Here is a 19,444-nt window from a genome sequence, read left to right on the forward strand (position 1 = left end):
CGATACGACCACAATATGAACCATTGGACGCTGAAATTTTTGGCAGGCCGGCGGGTATCGGCGCGCATGGCGCAAGATGCAGCAGGCCTGGCGGTGGCGGGTCACCCGGTGATCCGCCGGGTAATCTCGATCTAGGGCAGGTATGCTGCCCTATTTACACCGTTTGATTCGATATGGCGGGCGTGAAGACCCCATCCTTATCTGTCACGACTGGAGCTTCCTGTGCTCGGACCTGCCGCTTTCCATGTTGCGCAAAAGGTCTATATTATGGATCTAACTCGATTCTTTTGACAATCATGCATTGAACCACCCGTCCAGTGGTTGTATTTATGGTAACGGCAACGCCTAAAGCGATCATCTTGCGGAATGACCCATCCAAAATGGATCAGGTGTCTCTGCAAATAAAAATAGATTGATCGCAGCTTCCGGGGAGAAACGGATGAGCACGCCCAGACCGCCGATCGACCAGACATCCGCAGACTGATCCGCCGCACCGGGCCTGACCGCTTCTGCCGCGCGGCTCTGTGCGTGGGGATGCCGCCGGCTGCCGATGCGCGACAGATGGCCCGCCTTCGGCGGGCGGATGTCCGCGCCGCCTTGCCTCTGACATGTGGAAACGATCGAGCCGGCACCACCGCGAGCGGTGATGCCGGAGAAGGGGACACTTCATGCTTAACACCAGCACGTCATCAGCCCTGCCGCCGGGTGTTCTGGCCCAGCCGGCCTTCGCCCGTGCCATCGACCGGTTGTCGAAACTGTCGGTCGACGGCTATTACAACCCGTATCGCAGCTTTGCCTGGCCCGACGCGATCGACCCGGCAAGCTGGTGGATGCCGCCCGAACTGTTGTCGGTCTGGGGCACGGATGCCGCCGATACGCTCGACGAGGCGACGCTTCGCACGCTGGCGAAGTGGGAGAGCATCAATTTCTACAGCCTGAACGTTCACGGCATTCGCGAACTGCTTCAGGCCGTGATCGCCCGGCTGCACGAGCCCGGATATGAAGTCGCCTCGCGCTTTTTCCATCACTTCGTCGGCGAAGAGAATGACCACATGTGGTTTTTCGCCGAATTCTGCCTGCGCTATGCCGGAAAACTGTATCCGGACCGGCAGGTGCGGATTGAGACCGCGCCCGATCCGTTGATCGAGAACTTCCTGGTCTTTGCGCGGATCACGATCTTCGAAGAGATCGTGGATTTCTATAACACCGCGATGGGCGCCGATGAGCGGCTCGACCCGGCGATCCGCAAGATCAATCAGGTTCATCATGTCGACGAGAGCCGCCATATCGCCTTCGGCCGCAAGCTGATGGTGTTGCTGCACGAGGATCTGTGCCGCCGTGGCGACGAGGCGCTGCTCGACCGGGTCTCGGATTATCTGCGCCGTTATATGACGGCCAGCATCCGGGGCTTCTATTCGCCCGATGCCTATCGCGATGCCGGGATCGCCGAGCCGCTGGCGCTGCGCCGCGGCCTGTTGAGCCATCCGGCACGCGCGGCCTTCGATGCCCGCGTCCTGCGCCGGACGACCGATTTCATGACCGCAACCGGAATTCTCCGCCCTGTACGGGAGGCCGCATGATGACCGATCAGACCCCCGCCACCAATGCCGAAACCCGTGTGGTCGATTGGCTTCTGGCCCGCAATCCAGAGCTCGACACGATCCCCGACGACCTGGACCTGATCGAGAACCGGGTGATCGACAGTCTTGATTTCATGGAGTTCGTCTTTGTGCTGGAAGAGGTGACCGGCCGCGCGAACCTGCTCGACGGCGTCTCGGTCGACGCGTTCCGCACCCGCGCCGCGATCCGCCGCACCTTCCTGGCCGGTTGAACCCGCTCTGGCGCTGGATGCAGCCGTTCCGCGCCGCACTTCCTGATGGTGACCCCCGATGTGCAGTGAACATGGCAGTGAACATGACTGTGGCCACGGCGCCGCGACCGGCGCGGAGCCGTTGTTTCGTGCCGCCGAAGACGGGCTGGTGACGCTGGGCCCCGACGTGACCGAACTGATGATCGCCCTCGACGACCATATCCGTGGCTGGGCGCGCGGCGTGCCGGCACGGCCGATGATCTATCCGCCGCTGATGCGTGCCGCCGATCTCGATACCCTGGATTTCTTCCACAACTTTCCGCATCTGGGCGTGATGACCGCCGGCATCGACGAGGTCCATCACGCGACCGTGGCCGACGAGGCCAAGGCCGGTCCGGTGACTCGAATCGCCGGCGACCGTCTGACCGATGCCACCCATGTCCTGCCCACGGCCGCCTGTTATAACGTGTATCTGGATCTGCGCGGCGCCAGGCTGGATGCCCCCCGCTTCGTGACCACGGTCGCGCGCTGCTTCCGTCGTGAAGCCTATTACGACGGCCTGCGCCGGCTGACCGGGTTCACCATGCGGGAAATCGTCTGCGTGGGGCCGCAGGATGCGGTGAAGGCGCATCTGAAAACCTTCCGCGCCCGGGTTCTGGCCTTCGCCGACCGGCTGGACCTGCCGCTGAAGATCGAGGCGGCGACCGATCCGTTCTTCTCGAACGATGCCGCCCGCACCGCCATGCAGAAGCTGTTCCCGGTGAAGGAGGAATTCGTCTATGGCGACACGCTGGCGATCGCCTCGGTGAACTTCCATCGCAATTTCTTTGGCGAGCGTTGCGACATTCACACCAAGGATGGCAGCCACGCCTTCAGCGGCTGTGTCGCCTTCGGCCTTGAGCGCTGGATGCATGCGCTGCTGGACATGCATGACGGCGATGTCCGGCGCGCCCGCGCGGCACTGGAGGTGGCGATCGCCGATGAGGCGGCCGAACTGGCGGCATCGGGCCTGCTGCCGGGCGATCTGGTGGCGCCGCCCCCGGCCGACGAGGCCCAGCGCCCCAAACCGCCACGCGCGACCGGGGGCGCCGCCAATGCAAGGCGGGAGAGGGGGCCGGCCGATGCCGGGGCGGGCGCGTGATCCCGGCGGGCCTGGGCGATCCTCGCATGGGCACTGACACGACGGCACCGGGGCGGGCGGCCGCGCTGGTCGGCGCCCGGTTGCCGGTGTTTCAGGCCGGCATGGGTGGCGTTGCCGGTCCGCGTCTGGTGGCGGCGGTGGCGGAGGCCGGCGGGGCGGGTATCATCGGTCTGTACAAGCACAATCCCGATGAGATCGCGGCCCTGATCGCCGAGGCGGCGGCGCTGACCGACCGGCCCTTCGGCATCAATCTGGTGCCGGAGGTGGTGTCCGAGCCGACATTGCTCGATCAGGTGCGGGGGGTGACGCAGGCGCCCGCCGCCCGGCCGTTCGTGACCTTCTATGGCCTGCCGCCCGCGGCGGCGATCCGGCTTGCCCGCGATGCCGGCCGGGCGGTGATCGTGCAGGCCGGCAGTGTGTTCGACGCGGTGGAAGCCGTGCGCCGGGGGGCTGGCGCCATTGTCATTCAGGGCCACGAAGCCGGCGGTCACCATCTGTCGGCACGTGGTGTGCTCGATCTGGTGGCGGCGGTGGCCGAACGCCTGCCCGACATCCCGCTGATCGCGGCGGGCGGGATCAGCGATGCCAACGCCGCCGCGATGGCGGCGGAGGCCGGCGCCGACGCGGTCCTGGCCGGCACGGCCTTTATCTGCGCCACGGAAAGCGCCGCGCATGACCATTATCGCGCGCGGGTCCTGGCCGCCACCGACGCCGGTCAGACCGTGATCACCGACCGGTTCGAGATCGGGTGGGCCGGCCGGCGCCACCGGGTGCTGCGCAATGCGGTCACCGAGGCCGCAGCCCCGCCGGCTCCGACCTTCATCGGCCGCACGGTGCTGTTCGGCCGGCCATACCCGGTGCCATGCGGATCGGCCGCCGTGCCCACCATCCACACCAGCGGCCGGATCGACGACATGGCGCTGTATTGCGGCACCGGCTGCGATGCCGTGACCGCGATCGAGCCGGCGGCCGATATCGTGCGGCGGCTGGCTGCCGGTGTCGCACAAGGTCGTGCCGCCAGGCGGCGGGATGCCCGCCCGGCCGCCATTGCCGCCCAAAGCTAGGGAGACGCAGACATGGACATTCCCTTCATGACCCTGAGCCGGCTCGCCTTCGGCTATTGGGAGGGGCAGCCGCTTTATGCCATGGCCGAGCTTGGCGTGTTCGATGCCCTGGCCGACGGTCCGTCGCGCGCGACGGCATTGGCCGACCGGCTGAACACATCGGTCGACGGCATGACCCGGCTGCTGGATGCGGGCGTGGCGCTGCGTCTGCTGACCCGCGATCCGGAAACCGATGGCCGCTATCGCAACAGCGATCTGGCGGCGGGGCTGCTGACCAGCGCGTCGCCCGACACGCTGATCCACTGGGTCCGGGTGATGGGCCGATGGTCGCGGCCGTGGAGCCAGCTTGCCGATGCCGTGCGCACCGGCCGGACCGTGGAAGATCAGGGCCTCCGGCTGGGCGACGATCCGGCCTATATGCGCGACTTCATCCTGGGCATGCATGAGTATGCCCGCCGTGGCGCGGCCGAACTGCCGCGCGCCATCCCGCTAGACGGTCTGCGCCGCGCCGCCGATATCGGCGGCGGCGCCGGCACCTATGCCATGGCGCTGGCCCAGGCGTCGCCGTCGCTGCATGTCGCGGTACTCGATCTGAAACCGGTGCTGGACATCACCCGCGCGATGGTGGCTGAGCACGGGTTGAGCGATCGCATCTCGACGGCTGTGATCGACTATGCCCATGACCGCTTCGGCGCCGATCTGGATCTGGTGCTGATGTCGAACGTGCTGCACCAGGAATCCGACAATGTCTGCCTGTCGATGCTGGGGCGGGCGCGCGATGCGTTGACGCCGGGCGGGCGGGTGGTCGTGCAGGGGCATTTCGTGCAGCCGGACCGCACCGGTCCGCTGTTCGCCACCCTGCACAACCTGTCGGCGCTGGCCCTGTGGAGCGGCGGCCACAGCCGGACGCTTCAGGAGATGGCGGATCTGGCCGCCCGCGCCGGCTTCACCGACATCACCTATGGCCCGGTCGGCCAATCGGGCCTGTCGATGGTGACGGGTCTGCGTGGCTGACGCGGGTTGAAACAGTCTGGCGGCCCGGTCTGTTCAGAGATCGTCTGATCAGAGATCGATGGCCGCCATACGGTCGGGCGCATAGCGCGCCCCGGCCACGAGACCGGGCGGCACAGCGGCACTGATCGCCGCCCGGTCCTCGTCGGTCAGCGATACCGAGAGTGCCGCCAGGTTATCGTCGATCCGCGCCGGCCGCGAGGCGCCGAACAGCGGCACGATCGGGGGCGATGCGGGCTGGCGGTTCCGGTCCAGCACCCAGGCGATCGCCAGCACGGCGGTGCTGATGCCCAGCCGCCCGGCGATCGCCCCAAGCTGCCGGACGATATCGAGATTGCGGTCCAGATTGTCGGCGGCAAAGCGCGGATAGTTGCGCCGGTTGTCATCGGGTGCCAGATCGGCGGCGCTGGCGAGCGTGCCGGCCAGCGCGCCGCGGCTGAGCACGCCATAGGCGACGAAGGCCGTGCCCAGATCGCGGCAGGCATCCAGCAGCCCGTCTTCCGGATCGCGCGACCACAGGGAATACTCGCTCTGCACCGCCGCGATCGGATGTATTTTTGCGGCACGAGAAAGAGTTATGGCCGAAACCTCGCTCAAGCCCAGATGCCGGACATGGCCCTTGCGGACCTGATCGGCCATCGCGCCGACGCTGTCTTCGATCGGCACCTGCGGGTCGACCCGGTGCAGATACCACAGATCGATGCAATCGGTGCCAAGCCGCCGCAGGCTGGCTTCGATCGCCCGGCCGATATGGGCCGGGCTGCCATCGATGCCGCGCCCGCCATCGGTGCCGCCTTCGGGCGGGACGAAACCCACTTTGCTCGCCAGCACCACCCGGTCGCGGCGATCGCGGATGGCCTGTCCGACCAGGGTTTCGTTCGCACCCCAGCCATACATGTCGGCGGTGTCGATCAGGGTGATGCCGCGGTCGATGGCATGGTGAATGGTGTGCAGCGCCTCGCCGGGGTCGCGCGGACCATAGGATCCGGTCATGGCCATGCAGCCCAGCCCGACGGCCGAGACCACAGGGCCATGGCTGCCGAGGCGGATGGCGGGGAGTGATGACGGCATGTCGGTCATGATCGATCCTTGATTGCGGGTATGGCCTCGTCTGCGGATGCAGGCGCGGCGGCGCGGCCGACACCGCGCAGACTGTCCCAGACAGCAGGCGTCCAGCCGCGCAAGGCCGCCAGATCTGGCCCGGCCGCCCCTTCAAGCCGGCGCCCGCCATCGATCGCCAGCACCTCGCCGGTGATATAGCCCGCGCCATCCGACACCAGGAAGGCCGCCAGATCGGCCAGTTCGGCGGGCTTGCCGGTGCGGCCCAGCGCCACCCCCGCCTCGGGCGGCGGCATCTCGGTGCCGGCCGGCCGCAGCCGGCCGAAGGCGCCTTCGGTGGGGAACGGCCCCGGTGCGATGCCGTTCAGGCGGATGCCATGCGGCCCCCATTCCACCGCCAGCGAGCGGATCATCGCCAGCACCCCGGCCTTGGCCATGGCCGATGGCAGTTTATAAGGGGCGCCGGTCAGGGCCGACTGGGTGAGGATGCACAACACCGCCGCTGGCAATCCCGCGCTGACCCAGCGCCGACCGGCGGCGAGCGTCACATTTGCCGACCCCTTCAGCACGATATCGATGATGGCGTCGACCGCGCGCGGCGACAGCGTCTCGCTGCGGGCCAGGAAATTGCCGGCGGCATTGTTGACCAGAATGTCGACGGGGCGGGTGGCGAAGGCCCGGTCCATCATGGCATCGACCGCGATGGCATCGCGGACGTCGCAGGATATCGCGTCGACGGTGACGCCATGGCGGGCGGCGAGGCTGGCGGCGGCATCATCCAGCACGTCGGCGCGACGCCCGACCAGCACCAGATCGGCGCCGAGTTCGGCATAGCGGCCGGCGATGGCGAGGCCAAGGCCGGTGCCGCCGCCGGTGATCAGCGCGCGGCGGCCCTTCAGGAGATCAGCGGTGAACATGGATGCGGGCTCCAATCCGAACGGGGATCAATAGGCGATCAGGCCGGGCAGCCAGAGGCTGAGCTCAGGCAAGGCGATCAGCAGGCCGAGAACGACGAACTCGCCGATCAGGAACGGCATCACACCCTTGAATCCGGTTTCGACCCGGGTGTTCGACGCGCTGGCGGCCACGAAGACATTCATGCCCAAGGGTGGCGTGACCAGCCCGATTTCGGCGGTTTTGGTGACGATGATGCCGAACCAGATCGGGTCGTATCCCAGCGACATGACCAGCGGGAAGGTCAGGGGCAGGGTCAGGATGATGATCGCCAACTGGTCGATGAAGAAGCCCAGCACCAGATAGATCAGCACGATCACCAGCAGGATGCCCCAGGCGGGCAGGGGCAGTGTGCCGACCCAGTCGATCAGCTCCTGTGGCGCGCGGGTGGCGGCCAGGTAATAGCCGAAGATCATCGCGCCGATGACGATGGCGAAGATCATGGCGGTGGAGCGCAGGGTGTGGCGCAGCGCCTCGGCGAATTCGCTCCGGCGCAACCCGCCCCAGCCGATGCCGATGATCAGCGCGCCCATGGCGCCGACGGCGGCGGCCTCGGTGGCGGTGATGGCGCCGGAGTAGATGCCGCCCAGAACCAGCCCCACCAGCACGGCCGCCGGCCAGACCGGCCTGATCGATGCGACGCGCTCGGCGCGCGCGGCCTTGGGGGCGGCGGGCGCGATCTCGGGCCGGCGCTTGACCCACAGCATGATGACGGTGACGTAACCCGCCGCCGTGAGAATGCCCGGCACGACACCGGCCATGAACAGGCTGCCGATCGAGGTTTCGGTCAGCACGCCATAGATGATCAGGCCCAGCGATGGCGGGATCATGATCGACAGCGTGCCGGCCACCGCGACCGTGCCGACCGCCAGACGGTCGTCATAGCCATAGCGGCGCATCTCGGGCACCGAAATCCGCGCCATCGCGGCGGCGGCGGCGGTGCTGGACCCGGCCAGGGCCGCGAAGCCGGTGGAGGCGGCCACGGCGGCGAGCGCCAGCCCGCCGCGGATATGGCCCAGCCACAGGAAACACATCCGATACAGATTGCGCACGATCGACGATCGGGCGAGCAGTTCCGCCATCAGGATGAACAGCGGGATGGTCGACAGCAGAAAATTTGCGGCGGTGCGATAGGGCGTGGTCTGCAACACGCCGAGCGTGGGCATCCAGCCGATCGCCATTGCGGCACCGACCGCACCGGTCACGCCAAGCGCATAGGCGATGGGCATGCCAAGGCAGATCAGCACCACCAGCGCCGTCATGGGAAGGGCGACATCCATGGAACCGTCTCCTTTAGCGACCCGGCCGGGCGGGGCTGGGCGTTGCGGGGCCATCGCTCATCGGGGCGGCATCTGTCGGGGCGGACTGCGGCGGGTCGGTGACGATCGCCGGTATCAGCAGGCAGGCGCGCAGCACCAGACGCAGGCTGAGCACGCCGGCGCCCAGAGAGACGATCGCCCAGGACGGCGCCGTCGGCAGCGGCATGGCGCCGCCGGTCCAGCGATTGGCCTTCAGGTTCATCCAGGCGGTATCGCCGGCCTTCCAGGCGATCAGCCCGAACAGCACCGCCGCCGCCAGCAGATACAGGGTGTCGAGGCCAAGGCGCAGGCGCCGGGGCATCATCGCCAGCACCAGATCGACCCGGACATGGCCATTGGTGCGTTCCGTGCCAGCCAGGCCGAAGAACACCACGGCGATCATCAGATAGAATTCGGTGATCTCATAGGCGCCGGTCACCGGCGAGGCGAACAGATAGCGGCCGCCGGCATCGGCGACGGTGAGCAGCATCATCACGATCAGCGCCAGCATGGCGGCGCCGTCGAGCAGGGTCTCAAGGCGCTGAACCGCGCGGTCGATCAAAGTCACGGGCGTCATCCTCGTCGTCGGTCGCCATGACCGGAACGGTGGGGGTGAAACGGGGGGCGCCGCGATGCCTTACGGCATCGCGGCGTCGCCACCGCCCTGAAGGGCCGGCCCCCTCAACGGGTCAGCAGGGCTTCCCATTCCTGATAGACGCGTGAGGCGGGCATACCGCGACCGTCGAATTCCTTCACCCAGGCCGCCTGCACGGGCTGCAGGCGTTCCGCCCACAACGGCAGATCGGCCTCGGCGATGTCATAGACCGCACCGCCGCGCTTCTCCAGATCGGCGGCGAAGGTTTCGGCACGCTCGCCATACAGCTTGTCGACGAAGACATCCATCTCCTTGCCGGTCTTGATCAGCAGATCCTGAAGATCCGTGGGCAGCTTCTGCCAGACGGTTTCGTTGATGACATAAATCGTTGGAAACAGGCCGAAATTGAGGTTGTTGGTCGAATAGCGCAGTTGCTCTTCCAGCTTGTAGCCACCGGCGGTGGGCACGTTGAACAGCGAGCCGTCGACCGTGCCGCGCTGCAGGGCCGGATACAGATCGGGCGCCGGGATCGCGACCGGGATGGCGCCCAGCGCTTCCACGCTCCGTTCCTGAATGCCGCCCGACGAGCGCAGCTTCACGCCCTGAAGCTGGTCCGGCCGTTCGATGCGGGTCTTGGTGGTCATCAACTGATAGGGATAGGTGACGGCGGCCTCGATCACCCGCACACCCTGCGGCAGAAACTCAACCTCGTTCAGCGTGCCGAGGGCGAGGGCGGAGAAGGCCTTCACCTGGGCGCGCGGATCGGTTTCGTTGCCGACCAGCGGCACGGCGGCGATGGTCGACAGCGGCAGCCGGTCGGAAATATACAGCGGCGCCGCATAGGTGATATCGGCGATGCCGTTGATCGCCGCGTCGAGAAGATCCGATGATTTCGCAAGCTGTTCAGCGGGATAGATCTCGAACTTCAGACGACCATTCGACTGTTCGTCGACCAGCTTGCCCCAATATTCCATTGCCTGGGCACCGGTATGGCGCACCGGATAGGAATGGGCGACGCGCAGGGTGATGGTGTCATCCGCGGCAGCCGGCCCGGCCGTGATGGCCTGGAACATGGCGGCGGCGGTCAGAATGGCGGCGGCACCGGTGGTGCGGCGGGTCCATGACGACATTGTCTTATTTCCTCCCTGGGCCGGGGGTCGCATCTTCTGGGCGGATGTCTGCCCGGCCGGTTTGTCTCTGGTTCGGCGGTGGATCACGGCCGGCATGCGTGCCGGTCGTGATGCTGTGCAGGGGTTATTCACCGGCGGCGGCCGTGGCCACCATAGGGCCGATGGCGCGTCCTCTGTCGGTAGTGTCTTCCATCCGCGCCAGGGCATCGACGGCGATCAGCCCGTGGGTGTGGACGAAGATCGGATTGATGTCGATCTCCTGAACCCTGCCGGCGGCGGCCACCGCCAGATGCGACAGGCGGACCAGAAGATCGGCCAGGGCCTCGACATCGGCGGCCGGCCGGCCACGAGCACCGGCCAGCAGGGCGGCGGCCTTCAGCCGGCCGATCATCCGCCGGGCTTCCGCATGGTCGACCGGGGCGGGGGAAACGGCGACATCGCGCAGGATCTCGACGAAGATGCCGCCGCTGCCGATCATCACCAGCGGTCCGAAATCGGGGTCGACCATCACGCCGGCGATCATCTCGATACCCGCCTGTGCCATCTTCTGCACCAGCACCCCATCGATGCGGGCATCGGGCAGGGCGGCCGCAACCGGGCCGGAGAGCTTGTCATAAGCAGCGGTTATGGCCTGATCACCCTGCACATTCAGCAGAACGGCGCCGGCATCGGTCTTATGTGGCAGATCCGGTGACATCAGTTTCAGCGCCATCGGCCCACCCAGCGCGCGCGCGGCCGCGACCGCCTCGGCAGCCGACCCGGCAAGCCGTTCCTCGGTAACCGGAATGCCGGCGGCGGCCAGCAGGCGCTTGGCCTGAAACTCGGTCAGCAGGCCGTCACGCGGCAGGGTGTCGAGCGCCTGCGCGGCGCGGCCGGCGATCGCGTCCATGGCCGGAATGGCCACAGAGCTTGCGCTGGCCAGACGGTCCATCGCCTCGCCATAGCGCACCAGATGGGCCAGGGCCGCGGCGCAACCGGTCAAGGTGGTGAAGATCGCGGTGCCGACCTCGGCCATCAGCGCGGTCATCTCGGGGCTGGGGGGCGTATAGGAATAGAATACCACCGGCTTGCCGGCGTGGGCGATCGCGTGTTTCAGGGCATCGGCATCGAAGGGCAGCTTCGCGCCGATGCTGCCCAGCGGCGCCACGATCACCACCGCGTCGGCCTCCGGCGACGATGCCAGGGCCTCGATCACCTGATCGAAGGCATCCAGCCCCTGGGCGGTGATATCGACCGGGTTCTGGGTGGCGCCATAGCTGGGGATCACCGGTCGGATGCGGGCCTGAAGCGCGTCCGACAGCAACGGCACCTCCAGACCGGCCTGTTCGATCGCATCGGCCATCCACGATCCGGAGCCGCCCGACGAGGTGACGATCGCCACCCGCCGGCCACGGGGCAGCGAGGCCCGGCCGTTCGGGCAGACCGAGAAGGCGGCGGCGATGTCGATCATCTCGTCCTGATCGTCGGCGCGGATCACGCCATAGCGGCCGAAGATCGCATCATAGGCGGCATCCGAGCCGGTCAGGCTGGCGGTATGCGAGGCGGCGGCCCGCTGGGCTGCGGCGGAGCGCCCGACTTTGGCCACGATCAGCGGCTTGCCGAGACGGGCCGCTTTCTCCGCCACTGGAACGAGTTTGTGGCCGTTCTTCACACCTTCGATGAACATCATGATCTGGGTGACCGCCGGATCGTCGAGCAGATGATCGGCGAAATCCAGCGCCTCCAGATCCACCTCGTTGCCGGTGGCCACGACATGGGTGAAGGGCAGCTTGCGGCGCACGCCCCGGTTATACAGCGCGAAACCCAGCCCGCCGCTCTGTGCGACAACCGCAATGCCACGCGCGGGGGCGGGCAGGTCGACCGGCGCGATCTCGGCGGCCGGGCTGAAGGTGGCGGCGGTTTTCGACAGAATGTTGTAGAAGCCCATCGCATTGGGGCCGATCACGCGCAGGCCGCTGTCGCGGCAGAGCGTGGCGATCCGGGCCTGAACCTCGGCCATGGCGCCGCCTTCCTCGGCGAAGCCCGAGGAATAGACCACGGCGGCGCCGACACCGGCGGCGGCGCAGTCTTCCAGCACGCCCAGCACCGCCGATGCCGGAACCGCGATCAGGGCCAGATCGACGCCGCCCGGAATGTCGCCGATCCGCGCCCAGGCCTTGATGCCCTGAACCTCGGCCCGGCTGGGGGTGACGGGAAAGACGGTGCCGTCGAAACCGCGTTTCAGCAGCAGATGCATCACCCGGCCGCGGATCCGGACGATGTCGTCGGAGGCGCCGACCACCGCCACCCGGCGCGGGTTCAGCAGGCGGTGGATGGCATCGGTGGTGGTGACGGTCTGGAGAGGCTGGGTCGTCTGGGGAGGAGAGGTGGTGGTCATCTGGGTCTGGTCGCCTTGGGGCAGAAAGGTCATCATCCGCGGTCAGAGCCGCGACAGCATCGGCCACAGCGCGTCGCCGCCGGCCCGCACGATGTCGGTGCCAAGCCGGGCCTGCCACAGCGCATCGCTGCCGAATTCGTCGCGCCAGCTCCACAGCCGGCGGGTCTGATAGTGAAGGCTGTGCTCACGGGTGAAGCCCATGGCGCCCATGATCTGATGGGCCAGGGCGGCGCCATCGGTGGCGGCCTGTCCCGCCCGCGACTTGGCCAATGCCGCGCGCAGGGTATCGGTTCGGCCGGCGTCGTCGAAGCCCAGATCGGCCGCGGCACTGGCGGCGGCGGTTTCGGCCGCCAGCACCGCCAGCATGTGCTGCACCGCCTGGAATTTGCCGATCGGCCGGCCGAACTGCTCGCGTTCGCCGGCATAGGCGACGGTCTGGCCCAGCGCGCCCGACAGGGCGCCGGCGATCTGGACCGCGCGGAATGCAGCCCCCATCGCCATCACCTGATCGGCGGCATCCGCGACCGGCCGGGTCTCGACGACCGATGCGGCCTCGAAGGCCAGATCGTCTCGGGCCTCGCCGGCCAGATTGATATCGGTGTCAGCAGGGGCGGGCGCCTCGGCCACCACCAGATGTGCGGTGCCATCCGGGCCGGTCGCGGCAAACACCACCTGGCCAAGATGGCGGCCGAACGGCACCCGATGCAAGCGACCGGTCACCCGGCCGGCATCGTCCAGCCGGGGCAGGTCGTCCACGTGGTCGCGGGCGGTGGTGCCGATGCCGGTGATGCCCTGTGTTGGCACCGCCATGCCGGCGGCCTTCAACAGGCGGCGCGCGGCCATCACCTCGGCCAGTGGTACCGGCAGGGCGTGGCGGGCGGTGTGGCGGACCAGCGCCTGCATGTCGGCGGCATCGGTCATCTCGTCGTCGATGGCATCGGCGTCGGTCAGGCCGGCGGCTTCCATCGCCTGCCACAGCCGGTCGGGGAAACCGCCGCCATCGGCATCGCTGCGCATCTGCCGGGTGGCTTCCACCGCCACCAGCCGGTCGACGGTGCGCAGCATCATGTCACGGATATCGTGGCTCATCTGAGGCCGAGCCCCCTTGCGATCATGCCCCTCAGGATCTCGCGGGTGCCGCCGCGGATGGTGAAGGCGGGTGCGGCCACCACGGTGTGGCCAAGAAGGGCGGCCAGATCGCCGTCCTCGCGGTCGATGCGCGGCTCGATCGCCAGCAGGCGGCGGGCGACCTCGGGGATCGACTGTTCGAAGGCGGTGCCCAGATCCTTGACCAGGGCCGCTTCGGTGATCGGCCGCAGATCGCGATCGAGCATGCCGGCGATCGAGGTCGACATCCGGCGCAGGGCCGCCAGTTCGGCGACCTTGCGGCCGATATCGATCGCGGCCGCCCGATCGGGTTCGGGGCCTGATGCATCAATGACTTCCAGCAGCAACTGCACCGTGCTGAGGAAGCGGTCGGGGCCCGAGCGTTCGAATGACAGCTCGCCCGTGACCATGGTCCAGCCGCTGCCTTCCTCGCCGATCATCATGTCATCGGGGGCGAAGACGCCGTCGAACACCACCTCGTTGAAATCATGCCCGCCATAGAGATTATAGATCGGCCGCACCTCGATGCCCTCGGCATCGAGCGGCACGATGAACTGGCTGAGGCCGGCATGGCGGTTGGCGTCGCTGCGCTGTTCGGTGCGGGCCAGCACGATCAGGTAATGGGCGCGATGGGCGTTGCTGGTCCAGACCTTGCGGCCGGTGATCGACCAGCCACCATCGACACGCACCGCCCGGGTGCGGGCGGCGGCAAGGTCCGACCCTGAATCGGGTTCCGACATGCCGATGCCGAAGAAACAGGTGCCGGCACAGATCTGCGGCAGAATCAGAGCCTTGGCCCGCTCGCTGCCGTGGTGAAGGATCTGGTGCCCGCTCTGGCGGTCGGCGACCCAGTGGGCGCCGACCGGCGCGCCGCCGGCCAGCATCTCTTCCGTCATGACATAGCGCTCCAGCGCCGAGCGGCCGCCGCCGCCGAACGCCTTGGGCCAGGTCATGCCGATGAAGCCGCGCCGGCCGCACTCGGCGCTGAACGCGGGATCGAAGCTCGACCACGAATGCCGCCTGGGCGTGAACAGGCCACGGGCGCGGGCATCGGCGAGGAAGTCGCGCACCTCGGTTCTGAGCGCTTCGGCGGCCGGCGGCATGACGGCCGGCGCGAAGGTGAATTCCTGCATCTCGGGAGGTCTCCGGGGGATGCGCACGAGCAGCCGGCGCCGGATGGGCATGGACACGCGGCCCGCCGGGCGGCAGGCATGCGTCCGCCCTCATGCCGCAAGCACGAATGCTTGCGACATCAATGGCATGAACCGGATGCTCTTGTGCTTGATCTGCCAGCTCATGACAGCCCGAAACCGGCCCGTCTGTGTAGGCTAAAATTCATTTGTGCGGTGCGATTTCACATATGTACTTTGACAGAAGATATCGCGGCCTATAGGGTCTGAGCAACGAAGGGTGGGTCATATCCGCCGCGCGCCACCAACGATAAGGAACGCCACGCATGAGCCGGGACGTGGTCAAATCAGCGGCGCGGGTCATTCACGTGCTGGAGTATTTCGACGACGTCCGGCGCGCGGCGACGGTGTCGGAGATTGCCGAGCATCACGACTGGCCGCTGTCGAGCACATCGGTGCTGATGCGCAGCCTGGTGACGCTGGGCTATCTGGATTATGAGCCGGCGACCCGCACCTATATGCCGACCACGCGGGTGGCGCTGCTGGGCAACTGGATCCAGGCCAACCTGTTCAAGGACGGCCAGTTGATGCACCTGATGGAATGGTTGAGCGAGCAGACCGGCGAAACTGTGGTGGTGGCGGCGCGCAATGGCCTCGGCGCCCATTACATCCAGGTGTTGCAGGCGACCAACCCGATGCGGATGGTGGTGAGGCTTGGCACGGTCCGGCCGCTGTGCTGGTCGGGATCGGGCTGGATGCTGCTGTCGACCATGGATGACGACACCATCCGCAAACTGGCCCAGCGCCACAATGCCGATGTCGCCCCGGGCAATTCCGCGATTCCGGGCCGGCGGATCGACATTCCGCGGCTGATCGACGTGATTGCCGATGTCAGGGCCAGAGGCTATGCCTTTTCGGCCAATCAGGTCACGGCCAATGGCGGCCTGATCGCCATGCTGCTGCCGACCGCCCCCGGCGACAAGCCGCTGGTGATCGGGCTGGCGGGGCTGACCAATGTTCTGGAAGCCAATCTGGACCGCTATGTCGCGGTGATGCGCGACGGGATCGCGCGCCATATCGGCTGACCCGGCCGGCCGTGCCGTGTAAGACAAATCAACACAACCAGACCAAACCGGAGGAACTCCCCCATGTCGGAAGCCGTGCTCTATGACGAGGCCGATGGCGTCGTCACGCTGACGCTGAACGAGCCCGAAACCCGCAACGCGATTTCCGAGGCGATCATCGAGGCGCTGGTCGGCCATGTCGAGCGGATCAACCGCGATATGCAAGTGCGCTGCGTGATCGTGACCGGCGCCGGCGCCGGCTTCTCGTCGGGCGGCAACGTGAAGCAGATGCGCGACCGCGAGGGCATGTTCGGCACCAAGCCGGTCGATATCCGCCGGGGCTATTGGTACGGCATCCAGCGGATTCCGATGGCGATGTATTCGCTGGAGGTGCCGGCGATCGCGGCGGTCAACGGGGCGGCTGTGGGCGCCGGCTGCGACCTGTCGATGATGTGCGATATCCGCCTGGCCAACACCAAGGCGGTGTTCGCCGAAAGCTTCATGCGGGTGGGGCTGGTGTCGGGCGATGGCGGGGCCTGGTTCCTGCCCCGGGTGGTGGGCTATTCGCGCGCCGCCGAGATGACCTTCACCGGCGATTTCGTCGATGCCGAGGAGGCGGCCCGGATCGGCCTGATCTCGCGCGTCGTGCCCGATGATCAGTTGATGGACGAGGCCCGCAAGCTGGCCACGCGCATCGCCGCCAACCCGCCGCACAGCCTGAGGTTGAATAAACGCCTGTTGCGCGACAGCCAGGGCGTGCCGCTGCCGACCGCGCTGGAGATGGCAAGCTGCATGCAGGCCCTGGTCCAGAGCACCGATGATCAGATGGAAGCCGTGAACGCCTTCATCGATCGGCGCAAGCCCGACTTCAAGGGTCGCTGACCGCCGTATTGTCACTTCTAAAATGGTAGCAATTACGCTACCATTTTAGAAGTTTATGTAAAAACAATTAGTTATGAAGCGTCCCTACCCTTGATCTCGCGCCGCCAACGCTCTGCCCAGAACGAGACCGGCGTCAGGACCGCCACCAGTTCCTGGCCGGGTGAGGTCAACCGATAGCCATCCCCACCGCCCGGCGGCTCGATCAGCCCCATCTCGCGCAGCTCGGCCAGCCGCCGGGACAGCACGCTGGGCGACATGCCGTCGCAGGTCTCTTGAAGATCGCGGAAGTTGAGCGGCCCACCGCGCAGGGCCCACAGCACCCGCAGCATCCAACGCCGGCCCAGCATGTCGAGCAGGGCGGTGACCGGCGGCGGCCCGTTGCCGGATTCCGGAGGCGCCGAGGGCTGGGGGCCGGTGCGGCTGGTCTGGCGCGGCATGGCAATGGTTCCATCGATCGCGGGCATGATGGGGTCGACGATGACAGCGCCGTCATCCTCCGGCAAGCGGGGCGGTGCGGCCGTGTCCGCCCCGGTCACTATGTCAATGTCGGTCACCGTGTCGATGTCGGTCACCGTGTCGATGTCGGTCACCGGGCCGGCTCCAGCCAGGTCAGCCGGCACCATTCGTCATCGGTCAACGGCCGCACCGCCGCCTTGGGCAGATCGCCCAGCGCCACCCCGCCCACGGCCACCCGCACCAGCCGCAGCACGCCGGCCTCACGCTCCGCCAGCAGGCGGCGGATCTGACGGTTGCGGCCTTCCGTCAACACGATTTCCAGCCAGGACGACCGGCGGCCACAGCGTAGCAGGCGCGCCGAGCGGGCGGCAAGCCAGCCTTCGGGGCCATCGATGCCCTGTTCGAGCGCCCGCAACAGGTTGCTGTCGGCCGGGCGGTCGATCTTGACGTGATAGGTCTTGGCGACGTTCGAGGCCGGGTTGAGCAGGCGTTCCGCCCACAGCGTGTCGTTGGTCATCAGCAACAGGCCTTCGCTGGCCCGGTCGAGCCGGCCCACCGCCGAGACGAAGGGCAGATCGAGCCCGGCCAGACAGTCATGGACCGTGCCGCGCTGGTCGGGATCGCTGCGGGTGGTGATCAGCCCGCGCGGCTTGTTGAGCATCAGATAGACCAGGCCTGCCGGCACCACCCGCCGGCCATCGACCTGCAGAACGCTGTTTGCAAGATCGACGCGTTGGGTGAGTCCGCGTGCGGGCCGGCCATCGACACTGACCCGGCCGGCCGCGATCAGGGCCGCGGCTTCGGTGCGGGAACAATAACCGAGTTTCGACAAGGCGCGCGGCAGGCTGGCCAGATCGGGCGAGACCGCTGGCGTCTGGCGGGGCATGGGCATGGGGGCGGTATCCGGGGGCGCTGCATGCGGCGGCGGCGGCGCCCGTGGGCGGGGCGGCGGCCACATGACCTGACAGGGGACTGGCGCGCCCGACGGGTCGGGGTCGGACGGCCGAGGTCAAGAACCCCGGACCCAGCCGCTATACGGCGAACCGTTATGCGGCCAACCGTTATACGGGCTGTATCCGGGGCAGAGTGCCCGCGATGAGATTTCCGGACCGGTTCAGGCCGCGGTGAACATACCGATGATCCAACATGGGGCGGAAGGTGCGTCGGCCGTGCCGTTCTGTCAACGGTCATTATCCGGCGCATGCCGGCATCCGCCCCGGTCTTGCGGACGTAAGCTGTCTTGCGGACGTAAGCTGCCTTGCGGACCTAAGCTGTCTTACGGACGTAACTGGCGTGGTGTCGGGATGTCTGCAAGACTGCCCGGCGGCCCGCCTGTGGCACAGGTGCCAGCCAGCGTGTTCATGGATTGCGGGTATTGATGAGAACCGGAACCGAGACCGTTCGGCTGGGTGCGGCGATGGATGGCGGCGGCAGGTTGCCCCGGCCACCACGGTTGCTGGTCATCGCCAATCCGCTGGCCGGAACCGGATCGGGCCGGCGGTTGCTGACCGCGACCCTGGAGCTGCTGCGGGCGAATGGCTGCCAGTTGCTGATCGCCGAGGCCCGCACACCGGAAGAGATCGGCGCGATTGCCGGCGGCACCGGGCCAGAGGACGCCGATATCGTGGTCGCGGCCGGCGGCGACGGCACCATCAATGCCGCCGCCAATGGGTTGATCGCCGCGGCCTCGCCACTGCCGCTGGGCGTGCTGGCGGTGGGCACCGCCAATGTTCTGGCCCTGGAGATGGGGCTGACGCGCCATCCGCAATCGCTGGCGGAACCGATCCTGCATGGACAGGTCAGGCCGGTGACGCCGATCGCTGCCGCCGGTGGCCATGCCCTGCTGATGGTGGGGGTGGGGTTCGACGCGGCGGTGGTGGCGGCGCTGGCAGACCGGCCGCAGATGAAATGGCGGCTGGGCAAGCTGGCCTATCTCCAACCGACGCTGACGCAGGCCTTCCGCTATCGCTTTCCCCCGATCGATCTGCTGATCGACGGACAGCCCGCGCGGGCCGTGGCCGCCATCGCGGTCAATGGCCGGTTCTATGGCGGCGCCTTCCGCGCCGTGCCCGATGGCGACATCAACCGGCCGGGCATGAATGTGGTGCTGCTGGGGCGGGGCGGGGCGATCAATCTGGCCCGATATGGCGTGGCCCTGAGCCTTGGCCGGCTGGCGCGGCTGGGCGATGTGCGCGTGGTGCCGGCACGGTCGGTGGATATTCTGGCGCCGCATGGCCTGTCGGTGCAGGCCGATGGCGACCCGATCGCTGTCACGCCGACACGCATCCGGGTTGCGGACCGCAGCCTGAACCTGCTATGGCCCATAACGCCCCGGCGCTGAAGCCGATTGCCTCGGGTGGATGCGT

Annotated in this window: 18 protein-coding genes; 8 read left to right on the forward strand and 10 right to left on the reverse strand. The window is 67.6% G+C overall.

What is annotated here, in order from left to right; all coding sequences use genetic code 11:
* The first annotated feature begins 668 nt into the window (after nucleotides 1–668).
* The 5 genes from WG924_RS04795 to WG924_RS04815 are packed head-to-tail and all read left to right on the forward strand — an operon-like array spanning nucleotide 669 to nucleotide 5,029.
* Nucleotides 669–1,580, forward strand: coding sequence for a diiron oxygenase (locus WG924_RS04795; RefSeq protein WP_345931880.1), 912 nt, complete (start codon nucleotides 669–671; stop codon nucleotides 1,578–1,580).
* Complete coding sequence (locus WG924_RS04800; protein ID WP_345931881.1) at nucleotides 1,580–1,831, forward strand: acyl carrier protein; 252 nt, start codon at nucleotides 1,580–1,582, stop codon at nucleotides 1,829–1,831. The genes WG924_RS04795 and WG924_RS04800 overlap by 1 nt, the downstream gene beginning before the upstream one ends.
* Nucleotides 1,832–1,889: 58 nt before the next feature.
* Complete coding sequence (locus tag WG924_RS04805; RefSeq protein WP_345931882.1) at nucleotides 1,890–2,951, forward strand: class-II aminoacyl-tRNA synthetase family protein; 1,062 nt, start codon at nucleotides 1,890–1,892, stop codon at nucleotides 2,949–2,951.
* Nucleotides 2,952–2,977: 26 nt separating this feature from the next.
* Nucleotides 2,978–4,015, forward strand: coding sequence for an NAD(P)H-dependent flavin oxidoreductase (locus WG924_RS04810; protein WP_345931883.1), 1,038 nt, complete (start codon nucleotides 2,978–2,980; stop codon nucleotides 4,013–4,015).
* A 12-nt stretch (nucleotides 4,016–4,027) separates the two neighbouring features.
* Nucleotides 4,028–5,029, forward strand: a complete 1,002-nt coding sequence (locus WG924_RS04815) for a class I SAM-dependent methyltransferase (RefSeq protein WP_345931884.1) — start codon at nucleotides 4,028–4,030, stop codon at nucleotides 5,027–5,029.
* Nucleotides 5,030–5,077: 48 nt separating this feature from the next.
* Here the strand turns inward: WG924_RS04815 and WG924_RS04820 are convergent, their stop codons facing one another.
* The 8 genes from WG924_RS04820 to WG924_RS04855 all read right to left on the reverse strand — a co-directional run bounded on the left by WG924_RS04820 (nucleotide 5,078) and on the right by WG924_RS04855 (nucleotide 14,679).
* Nucleotides 5,078–6,106 carry an aldo/keto reductase gene (locus tag WG924_RS04820; RefSeq protein ID WP_345931885.1) on the reverse strand — a complete coding sequence of 343 codons (1,029 nt, stop codon included), beginning with the start codon at nucleotides 6,104–6,106 and terminating at the stop codon, nucleotides 5,078–5,080.
* The gene (locus tag WG924_RS04825; protein ID WP_345931886.1) at nucleotides 6,103–7,002 is read right to left on the reverse strand and encodes an SDR family oxidoreductase; all 900 of its coding nucleotides are present in this window, start codon (nucleotides 7,000–7,002) and stop codon (nucleotides 6,103–6,105) included. The genes WG924_RS04820 and WG924_RS04825 overlap by 4 nt, the downstream gene beginning before the upstream one ends.
* 27 nt (nucleotides 7,003–7,029) lie before the next feature.
* On the reverse strand, nucleotides 7,030–8,319 hold the full coding sequence (locus WG924_RS04830) for a TRAP transporter large permease (RefSeq protein WP_345931887.1): 1,290 nt from the start codon (nucleotides 8,317–8,319) through the stop codon (nucleotides 7,030–7,032).
* 13 nt (nucleotides 8,320–8,332) lie between these two features.
* The gene (locus WG924_RS04835) at nucleotides 8,333–8,914 is read right to left on the reverse strand and encodes a TRAP transporter small permease (protein WP_372044712.1); all 582 of its coding nucleotides are present in this window, start codon (nucleotides 8,912–8,914) and stop codon (nucleotides 8,333–8,335) included.
* 104 nt (nucleotides 8,915–9,018) lie between these two features.
* Nucleotides 9,019–10,062, reverse strand: a complete 1,044-nt coding sequence (dctP, locus tag WG924_RS04840) for a TRAP transporter substrate-binding protein DctP (protein WP_345931889.1) — start codon at nucleotides 10,060–10,062, stop codon at nucleotides 9,019–9,021.
* A gap of 124 nt (nucleotides 10,063–10,186) precedes the next feature.
* On the reverse strand, nucleotides 10,187–12,472 hold the full coding sequence (locus WG924_RS04845; RefSeq protein WP_345931890.1) for an acetate--CoA ligase family protein: 2,286 nt from the start codon (nucleotides 12,470–12,472) through the stop codon (nucleotides 10,187–10,189).
* Nucleotides 12,473–12,481: 9 nt separating this feature from the next.
* Complete coding sequence (locus WG924_RS04850) at nucleotides 12,482–13,528, reverse strand: acyl-CoA dehydrogenase family protein (RefSeq protein ID WP_345931891.1); 1,047 nt, start codon at nucleotides 13,526–13,528, stop codon at nucleotides 12,482–12,484.
* Complete coding sequence (locus WG924_RS04855; RefSeq protein ID WP_345931892.1) at nucleotides 13,525–14,679, reverse strand: acyl-CoA dehydrogenase family protein; 1,155 nt, start codon at nucleotides 14,677–14,679, stop codon at nucleotides 13,525–13,527. Before WG924_RS04855 ends, WG924_RS04850 begins: the two co-directional genes overlap by 4 nt.
* 323 nt (nucleotides 14,680–15,002) lie before the next feature.
* Between WG924_RS04855 and WG924_RS04860 the strand changes: the two genes are divergently transcribed.
* Both WG924_RS04860 and WG924_RS04865 read left to right on the forward strand, forming a co-directional pair.
* Complete coding sequence (locus tag WG924_RS04860) at nucleotides 15,003–15,761, forward strand: IclR family transcriptional regulator (protein WP_345931893.1); 759 nt, start codon at nucleotides 15,003–15,005, stop codon at nucleotides 15,759–15,761.
* Between the two features lie 63 nt (nucleotides 15,762–15,824).
* Complete coding sequence (locus WG924_RS04865; protein ID WP_345931894.1) at nucleotides 15,825–16,622, forward strand: crotonase/enoyl-CoA hydratase family protein; 798 nt, start codon at nucleotides 15,825–15,827, stop codon at nucleotides 16,620–16,622.
* 71 nt (nucleotides 16,623–16,693) lie between these two features.
* Here WG924_RS04865 and WG924_RS04870 read toward each other — a convergent pair whose 3' ends face one another.
* Nucleotides 16,694–17,212 (reverse strand): winged helix-turn-helix transcriptional regulator, encoded by a 519-nt coding sequence (locus tag WG924_RS04870; RefSeq protein WP_345931895.1) that lies wholly within the window; start codon nucleotides 17,210–17,212, stop codon nucleotides 16,694–16,696.
* Nucleotides 17,209–17,970, reverse strand: coding sequence for a pseudouridine synthase (locus WG924_RS04875; RefSeq protein ID WP_345931896.1), 762 nt, complete (start codon nucleotides 17,968–17,970; stop codon nucleotides 17,209–17,211). The genes WG924_RS04870 and WG924_RS04875 overlap by 4 nt, the downstream gene beginning before the upstream one ends.
* A 486-nt stretch (nucleotides 17,971–18,456) precedes the next feature.
* On the opposite strand from WG924_RS04875, the gene WG924_RS04880 reads away from it, so the two are divergent.
* The gene (locus WG924_RS04880; protein WP_345931897.1) at nucleotides 18,457–19,419 is read left to right on the forward strand and encodes a diacylglycerol/lipid kinase family protein; all 963 of its coding nucleotides are present in this window, start codon (nucleotides 18,457–18,459) and stop codon (nucleotides 19,417–19,419) included.
* Nucleotides 19,420–19,444 lie beyond the last annotated feature (25 nt).

The sequence above is a fragment of the Tistrella arctica genome, from assembly GCF_039630945.1.
Classification (GTDB): domain Bacteria; phylum Pseudomonadota; class Alphaproteobacteria; order Tistrellales; family Tistrellaceae; genus Tistrella; species Tistrella bauzanensis.